Origin of the sequence: Pararhodobacter sp. (assembly GCF_034676075.1) — a bacterium.
Lineage (GTDB): Bacteria > Pseudomonadota > Alphaproteobacteria > Rhodobacterales > Rhodobacteraceae > Pararhodobacter.
Genome location: NZ_JAUCCQ010000040.1, coordinates 21,115 through 28,486 on the forward strand (window position 1 = coordinate 21,115; position 7,372 = coordinate 28,486).

A 7,372-nucleotide genomic window follows, 5' to 3' on the forward strand; every position below is an offset into this window, starting at 1 on the left:
AACCCGCGCAAGGCACTCCCGCGCGGCGGGCAGGCGGTGCCTCCGCGGCCCGAATCCCCTCCCCCGCTCACATCCGGAACACGCCGAAGCGCGTCTCCCCGATGGGGGCGTTCAGCGCCGCCGACAGCGACAGCGACAGCACCTCGCGCGTGCGGCGCGGGTCGATGATCCCGTCGTCCCAAAGCCGCGCCGAGGCATAGAGCGGATGCGACTGGCGCTCGAACATCTCGATGGTGGGGCGCTTGAACTCGGCCTCGTCCTCGGACGACCAGCTGCCGCCCTGCCGCTCGATCCCCTCGCGCCGGACGGTTGCCAGCACGCCTGCTGCCTGCTCGCCGCCCATGACCGAGATCCGCGAATTGGGCCAGGTCCAGAGGAACCGCGGCTGATAGGCCCGCCCCGCCATGCCGTAATTGCCCGCCCCGAACGAGCCGCCGACCAGCATGGTGATCTTCGGCACCGCCGTCGTGGCGACCGCCGTCACCAGCTTGGCGCCATGCCGGGCGATCCCTTCATTCTCGTATTTGCGGCCGACCATGAAGCCGGTGATGTTCTGCAGGAACACCAGCGGGATCTTGCGCTGGCTGCACAATTCGACGAAATGCGCGCCCTTGACCGCGGCCTCCGAGAACAGCACGCCGTTATTGGCAACGATCCCCACCGGACAGCCCTTGAGATGGGCGAAGCCGGTGACCAGCGTCTCGCCATAGCGCGGCTTGAACTCGTCGAAGCGCGAGCCGTCGACGACCCGGGCGATCACCTCGCGGATGTCGTAGGGCGTGCGCAGATCGGCCGGCACGGCGCCCAGGATCTCGTCGGGGTCATAGGCCGGTTCCTCGGAGGCCTGCATCAGCACCGTCTCGGGCTTGCGGCGGTTGAGCTGCGCCACGGCCCTGCGGGCCAGCGCCAGCGCATGCGCGTCATCCTCGGCCAGGTAATCGGCCACACCCGAGAGGCGGGTGTGCACATCGCCGCCGCCCAGATCCTCGGCACTCACCACCTCGCCGGTCGCGGCCTTGACCAGCGGCGGGCCGGCCAGAAAGATCGTGCCCTGATTGCGGACGATGATCGTGACGTCCGACATGGCCGGGACATAGGCGCCCCCCGCCGTGCACGAGCCCATGACAACGGCGATCTGCGGGATGCCGCGGGCCGACATATTGGCCTGATTGTAGAAGATGCGGCCGAAATGGTCGCGGTCGGGGAAGACCTCGTCCTGATTGGGCAGGTTGGCGCCACCCGAGTCGACCAGATAGATGCAGGGCAGGTTGTTCTCGGCGGCGATTTCCTGCGCGCGGAGGTGTTTCTTCACCGTCATCGGGTAATAGGTGCCGCCCTTCACGGTGGCATCGTTGCAGACGACCATCACCTCCTGCCCGTGCACCAGCCCGATCCCGGCGATGACGCCTGCGGCCGGGGCGGCGCCGTCATAAAGGCCGTGGGCGGCGGTGGCGCCGATCTCGAGGAAGGGCGAGCCGGGGTCCAGCAGGTTGGCGACCCGCTCGCGCGGGGGCATCTTGCCCCGCTCGATATGGCGCGCCCGGGCCTTGGCCCCGCCCCCCTCGGCCGCCTGCGCCGCAGCCTCGGCGACGATCTCCAGCGCTTGCATATGGGCGGCGCGGTTGGCCTTGAAGGCGTCCGAGCCGGTGAGGATGTGGGATTGGAGTTTCATGGGGTCTCCTCCTGGGCCCTGCGTTTCAGGTCTTTGCGAATGATCTTGCCGGTCACGGTCATCGGCAGGTCCGCGGCGAAGCGCACTTCGCGCGGGACCAGATGGGCCGAGAGGCGGGTGCGGATGTGGGACTGGATCTCGGCTTCGGTCGCCTCGTTGCCGGGCCTGAGGACGACATAGGCGCGGATGCGTTCGGTGCGCTGGGCGTCCGGCACGCCGATCACCGCGGCCAGCGCGACGGCGGGGTGGCGCAGCAGGCAATCCTCGATCTCGGACGGGCCGATCCGGTAACCGGCCGAGGTGATGACGTCATCCTCGCGCCCGACGAAGCGCAGATAGCCGTCCTCCCACAGGCCGCGGTCGCCGGTCAGCATCCAGTCGCCGCGGAATTTCTCGGCCGTCGCCTCGGGCCTTTGCCAATAGCCCAGCATCATCGAGGCCGAGCCGCGTCTAACCGCGATATCGCCCTCGACCCCCTCGCCCAGCGGCCCCTCCGGCCCCAGCACCGCCAGGTCATGGCCCGGGACCGGTTTGCCGATGCAGCCCGGGCGCGCCGGGAACAGCGACCCGGCCGAGGAGGCGATCATGTTGCCCTCGGTCTGGCCGGAGAATTCGTTGATCGCGAGGCCGAAGGCGCGGCGGCCCCAGTCCAGCATCTCGGCCCCCAGGGGCTCGCCGCCCGAGGCGACCGAGCGCAGGCCGGGGATCGCGAGGTCCGCCGCCTTCAGCATCTTCAGCGCGGTCGGCGGGAAAAAGACGTTGCGGGTGCCGGTCGCGGCGATGATCCGGGCGGCGGCCTCGGGCGTGAATTTCGGCAGGCGGGCGGCGACCACCGGCACGCCCAGCGCCAGCCCCGGCATCAGCACGTCGAAAAGCCCGCCGATCCAGGCCCAGTCGGCCGGGGTCCAGAGCACATCGCCGGGCTGGCCCAGACGGTCATGGCTCATCTCCACCCCCGGCAGATGGCCGGTCAGCACCCGGTGGGCATGCAGCGCCCCCTTCGGCGCGCCGGTGGTGCCCGAGGTGTAGATCAGGACCGCCGGGTCCTCGGACGCGGTGTCCAGCGGGTCGGGGCCAGCGGGCGGCAGGGCGAGGGTTTCGGGCACATGCGCCGTCACGCCCAACGCCGCGAGGCGGGCCGCGCCCTCGGGATCGGTGACAGCGTGGGTTGCCCCGGCGTCCGACAGGCGGGTGGCCAGCGCCTCGGGACCGAAGAGGGTGAAAAGCGGCAGGCTGATCGCCCCCAGCGTCCAGATCGCCAGATGCGCGGCGGCGGTCCAGGGATCCTGGGCCCGCAGCACCGCCACCCGGTCGCCGGGCCGCACGCCCTGCCCCGCCAGATGCGCGGCCAGCCCCCGGGCCATGGCGGCGAGCTGGCCGTAAGTCACGTCCCGCCGGGTGCCGGAGGACAGGTCGAGGATCGCCGGACGGTCAGGCTCGGCCCCGGCCCGGTCGAAACAGGCCTGCCGCGCCATGTTGAGCCGCGCCGGGATCTGCCAGCGGAAGTCGCGGGTGAGGCTGGCGTAATCGCCGGTCGGGGACAGAAGCGGTTGCTGGGTCATGTCCCGGCCCCCCGTCGGTGGGTCCTGCTGCGAGCGCTAGTCATCGAGCATCCCTTCCAGCAGCAGCGCATGCCGGGCGGTAAGGCGCATCAGGCAATCCTGTTGCTCATAGCCCGCGTGGATCCCGTCCCAGGCGGCGGCGCGCCAGTCGCAGGCGGCGGCGCGATAGGCCTCGAACCCCCGCACGACGGCATCGAGCGAGGGGATCGGCTCGGGCCAGCCGAGCCGCCGGGCGCGGGACTGCACCTCGCCTTCGCCCCCTTGCAACTGGGCGGTGGCGGCATCGACGCGGCGCTGCCAATAGGCGGTCTCGGCCCCGCGGCAGAGGCCCTCGCTGCCCGGCCCCTGCGCGGCCTCGCAAAGCCCGGCCATGAAGCCGATGCAGGCTTCGGTGAAGCCGGTGGCGAGGCATTGCTCGATCACCAGCGGATTCACCGCCCACTCTTCGGGCAGGTCCTGCGCCAAGGCGGGAGCGACAAGCAGCACCAGGGGGAAAAGCGCGCGGATCACAGCCGGGCCAGCCCGTCGGAAAAAAGCGGCTGCGCGCCGCGCAGGCGCTTCTCGGACGGCAAGCCCGGTATCCCGATGCGGGTGTCGTGCCGGACCTGCTTCAGCGGGTCCGGTGCAATGGCATCCATTCGTGCCTGCCACCAAGGCCCCCGATCAGCGAAGGCCCCGCCCCGGCCCGTTGCCAGACGGGCCCCGGCCAGCGCCGGGGCCGTCGGCAGCGGGACAAGGGGCGCAGGCCGCATCCTCAGCCCCCCAGCTGCTGGCGGTAGGACCGCAGTTCCAGCATCCGCTCGGCGGTCATGCGCATCTGGCAATCCGCCCCGGCGATCTGGCGCATGCTCCCCGCGCCCCAGAGCCCGTATTCCATGGCGCAATTGGCGTCGCGATAGGCGATCCAGGCGCGCTGGGCGTCGCGCAATTGCTCGACCCGATGGGCGAATTCCGGGAAATCCGCGCGCTCGGCCTCGTCGGCGCCGCGGGCCGCGTCCCGTGCGAGGCCGTATTCCTCGTTCAGAAGCCGGTCCCAGGCGTCGCGCTCGGCCAGCCCGCAGAACATCATGCCGGTGGTGGTCTGCCCGTCCGGCGCCCCGTCGAAACAGGCCGCGGCGCCGGTGCCGATGCAGGCGCGCCCGGCCTCGACCCCTTCGGTGGCGGCGACGCAATCGGCGATGCCGGTGGAGAAGCTGTCATAGGGTTCCTCGGCCAGCGCGGGGGTGGCGATGAGGGCGAGAAGAGCAAGGAAACGGGTCATGAAAGAGCCTTGTTGACGGAAAAGGGAAACGAGTGTGCCAGGCTATCGCGGCGCTCGGGGCTGAGGAAGGCGGCCGGGGCGCGCGTCGGTGAAGGGCCGCTCATGCCTCGTATTCCTCGATCAGGCGCCGCAGCCGCTTGACGATGGTCTCGCGCCCCTTGGCGGTCAGGAAATGCGTGGGGATGCGCCGTGCCCAGGCGCGGGTCACGTCGTCCGGCAGGCGGCGGCGATCCGCCCCCTCGATGAACTCGATCAGCGCCAGGGCGTGGTCGCGGTTCGCAGCCCAGAGGGTCTGCCCGCGGAACTCGACCTGAAAGAAGCGGTCCTCTTCCCCCACGACCCGCGTCTCGACCGCGCCGCAGCGATGGCAGGTCACGCGCACGGGCTCGTCCTCCGGCCAGTTCCGCAGCAGGTCATAGCGGATCCGCTCGTGCCAGTCGGGGTGGTCGGCCAGGATCGCCGCCTCGGCCTCGTGGCGGTTGTCAAAGAGCGCGACCTGGGCAGGGCCCCGGGGATCGTGGTTCTGGCGGATCGTCAGATGGCGCGAGGCCCGGACCCAGGCCTCGTTCTCGGGCGTGACGGCGATGCGGCCCGGGGCGGCATAGGTCGCCGGGCCGCGGCAGAGGCGGCAGCGGATGACGTGCTCATAGTCCGAGGGGAGGCTGAACACCGCCATGGCCTCAGCCCATCGCGGACATCAGCTCGCGCCCGACCAGCATGCGACGGATTTCCGAGGTGCCGGCGCCGATCTCCATCAGCTTGGCATCGCGGAACAGGCGGCTGGCGACGGAATCGTTCATGAACCCGGCCCCGCCCATCGCCTGCACCGCCTGATGCGCCTGCACCATGGCCTGTTCGCTGGCATAAAGGCAGCAGGCGGCGGCATCGGCGCGGGTCACTTCGCCCCGGTCGCAGGCCTTGGCGACCTCGTAGACATAGGCGCGGGCCGAGTTCAGCGCGGTGTACATGTCGGCGATCTTGCCCTGCATCAGCTGGAACGAGCCGATGGGCTGGCCGAACTGCTTGCGGTCGCGCAGGTAGGGCATGATCTCGTCAAGGCAGGCGGCCATGATGCCGGGGCCGATGGCGGCCAGCACCACCCGCTCGTAATCGAGGCCCGACATCAGGACACGGACGCCCTTGCCCTCTTCGCCGAGGATGTTCTCGTAGGGGACTTCGACGTTCTCGAACACCAGCTCGGCGGTGTTCGAGCCGCGCATGCCCATCTTGTCGAAATGGGCCGAGGTGGAGAAGCCCGCCATGGTCTTTTCGATCAGGAAGGCGGTGATCCCTTTCGAGCCCGCCGCGGGGTCGGTCTTGGCATAGACCACCAGCGTATCGGCGTCGGGGCCGTTGGTGATCCAGTATTTCGTGCCGTTCAGCACGAAACGGTCGTTCTTCTTCTCGGCCCTGAGCGACATCGACACCACGTCAGACCCCGCCCCGGCCTCGGACATCGCCAGCGCGCCGATGTTGCGGCCGCTGACGAGGCCCGGCAGGTACCTGGCCTTCTGCTCGGGCGAGCCGTTCAGCTTGATCTGGTTGACGCAGAGGTTGGAATGGGCGCCGTAGGACAGGCTGATCGAGGCCGAGGCGCGCGCAATCTCCTCGACCGCGACGGCATGGGCCAGATAGCCCATCCCGGCGCCGCCGTATTCCTCGGGCACGGTGATACCCAGCAGGCCCAGATCACCCATTTCGGGCCAGAGCTGGTTGGGGAAGGCGTTGGTCTTGTCGACCTCGGCCGCCATCGGCTTGACGCGGTCCTGCGCCCAGCGGTGCACCGTCTCGCGCAATGCGTTGACGTCCTCGCCCAGGTCGAACTTCATGGATGCGGTGAACATGGCCCTTCCCTCCCCCGAATTGAACAGCTGTTCAATTCCTAAGCCTGGGGCCGGATTCGGTCAAACGAAATCCGGTCCCTGATCCTCGTGACGCCACGGCTTGAACTGGGCGCGGCCCCTGCCCTGCCTGTCCTCGACCGGGTTGGCATCGAGCCAGGCGCGTTCGCGGTCGCGTTCGGCCCGGCGCTCGGCGGCGTTCTCGGTGCCCCAATGGCGGGGGCGGGTCTTCAACCCTTCGGGCCGCTCGGCCGCCTCCTCGGGCGCCGAGGCCAGCGCCTGTTTGTCCAGCCGCCGCGTCTGCCGGTTGCCCATGGCCTTGATCCGCGGCGCATGCTTGCGCGCGGCCTTGTCCGAGGAATTGGCGGCGATCTTGCGCTGCCTCTGGCGGTCACGGGCCTTCTCGGCCTGGGGATCACGGTCTGTCATGCCCGCATTGGGCCATGACCGGCCCAAGCGCGCAACGCAAACTTGTGTCAGCGGAAGATCAGCAGCGTGGTGAAAGCCAAGAGCACGGCCATGAAGCGCAGGAAGATCTTCCAGGCCAGCGGCGCCGACAGAAGCGCGGTCAGCAAGGACCCGGCGGCGGTCCAGAACAGGCACACCAGCAGGTTCAGCGAGGAAAAGGCCAGCGCCAGCCGCGCGGCCTCGACCCAGACAGGCAGCCCGGCGGAATAGCCCGCCGAAGCCGCGAAGGCCACGGCCCAGACCTTGGGGTTGATCCACTGGAAAAGGACCGCGCCGAAGAAGCTGAGCGGCTTCTCGTCAGGATCCACGGCCTTGCGCGGTTTCGCGGATGCTTTCCACAGCCCCCAGGCCATCCACAGGATGAACCCCGCCGCGCCCAGCCTGAGCAGCAGGTTCAGCGTGGGCGAGGCCTGCACCGCCGCGCCCACCCCCAGCGCGGTGACGCCCGCGGTGATGCCGACACCCAGCACCACGCCGAAGAGATGCGGCAGCGTGCGCAGGAAGCCGAAGCGAACGCCCGAGGCGGTCAGCATGATGACATTCGGCCCCGGGGTGAAGAGCCCGAGGA

Annotated in this window: 9 protein-coding genes; all 9 read right to left on the reverse strand. The window is 69.8% G+C overall.

What is annotated here, in order from left to right; all coding sequences use genetic code 11:
- Window positions 1-67: 67 nt before the first annotated feature.
- Entirely contained in the window at window positions 68-1,672 is a 1,605-nt protein-coding gene (locus VDQ18_RS12585) for a carboxyl transferase domain-containing protein (RefSeq protein ID WP_323021284.1), read from the reverse strand.
- Window positions 1,669-3,234 carry an AMP-binding protein gene (locus VDQ18_RS12590; RefSeq protein ID WP_323021285.1) on the reverse strand — a complete coding sequence of 522 codons (1,566 nt, stop codon included), beginning with the start codon at window positions 3,232-3,234 and terminating at the stop codon, window positions 1,669-1,671. The genes VDQ18_RS12585 and VDQ18_RS12590 overlap by 4 nt, the downstream gene beginning before the upstream one ends.
- Before the next feature lie 36 nt (window positions 3,235-3,270).
- Complete coding sequence (locus VDQ18_RS12595) at window positions 3,271-3,744, reverse strand: lysozyme inhibitor LprI family protein (RefSeq protein ID WP_323021286.1); 474 nt, start codon at window positions 3,742-3,744, stop codon at window positions 3,271-3,273.
- Window positions 3,741-3,872 carry a hypothetical protein gene (locus VDQ18_RS12600; protein WP_323021287.1) on the reverse strand — a complete coding sequence of 44 codons (132 nt, stop codon included), beginning with the start codon at window positions 3,870-3,872 and terminating at the stop codon, window positions 3,741-3,743. Before VDQ18_RS12600 ends, VDQ18_RS12595 begins: the two co-directional genes overlap by 4 nt.
- Window positions 3,873-3,988: 116 nt before the next feature.
- Window positions 3,989-4,495 (reverse strand): lysozyme inhibitor LprI family protein, encoded by a 507-nt coding sequence (locus tag VDQ18_RS12605; RefSeq protein WP_323021288.1) that lies wholly within the window; start codon window positions 4,493-4,495, stop codon window positions 3,989-3,991.
- A 100-nt stretch (window positions 4,496-4,595) separates the two neighbouring features.
- Complete coding sequence (locus VDQ18_RS12610) at window positions 4,596-5,171, reverse strand: hypothetical protein (RefSeq protein WP_323021289.1); 576 nt, start codon at window positions 5,169-5,171, stop codon at window positions 4,596-4,598.
- A gap of 4 nt (window positions 5,172-5,175) precedes the next feature.
- Window positions 5,176-6,339, reverse strand: coding sequence for an isovaleryl-CoA dehydrogenase (locus VDQ18_RS12615; protein ID WP_323021290.1), 1,164 nt, complete (start codon window positions 6,337-6,339; stop codon window positions 5,176-5,178).
- 60 nt (window positions 6,340-6,399) lie between these two features.
- Window positions 6,400-6,765 (reverse strand): hypothetical protein, encoded by a 366-nt coding sequence (locus tag VDQ18_RS12620; protein WP_323021291.1) that lies wholly within the window; start codon window positions 6,763-6,765, stop codon window positions 6,400-6,402.
- Between the two features lie 47 nt (window positions 6,766-6,812).
- A partial coding sequence (locus VDQ18_RS12625; RefSeq protein WP_323021292.1) for a LysE family translocator occupies window positions 6,813-7,372 on the reverse strand: 560 nt, incomplete at its 5' end.